Annotated in this window: 1 pseudogene; it reads left to right on the plus strand. The window is 72.5% G+C overall.

Annotated features, from left to right (window positions below):
* Positions 1-499: pseudogene (locus AC5RUJ_RS18150) on the plus strand (hypothetical protein); the annotation flags it as partial.

A 499-nucleotide genomic window follows, 5' to 3' on the forward strand; every position in this document is an offset into this window, starting at 1 on the left:
ATATTCCGATCTGCTGGCCGAGGCGTTGCGGATCGAGCCGGGCATGACCGGCTGGCTGCTGGAGCTGTCCGCCGCCGCCGGCCTGGTCGTCCTGGACGTAGACACCTCCCGCTGGGTGGTCCCTGCGGGCGCCACGTTCGGCTCCCTCGAGCGCCGGGACCAATGGCAGCTGCTGGTCGCGTCCTGGCTCCAGCTCGACCGGGCGCCGTCATTGGTGGGCGGGCGGACGACGTCGGACACCGCCATTAATGCGCTGGCAGCCGAAGCGTCGCGCCCCGATGCACCGGCAGTCCGGCGCCACGTGCTCGAGGCACTGGACGAACTCTGCGGTGCGGCCGATTCCGCCACAGGTCGGGTGGGACAGGGCGCGCCGGAAGAGGGTGGAGCGACCAGCGGCAGCACGCCGGCGCCCTCGCCGGAAGCGGTTACCGCCTACCTGGTCTGGCGGCGGCCCCGGCAGCAGCGCCGGTACAAGCGGCTGGTCCCGGGCATCCTGACC

Source organism: Arthrobacter sp. Y3223164 (assembly GCF_059091005.1).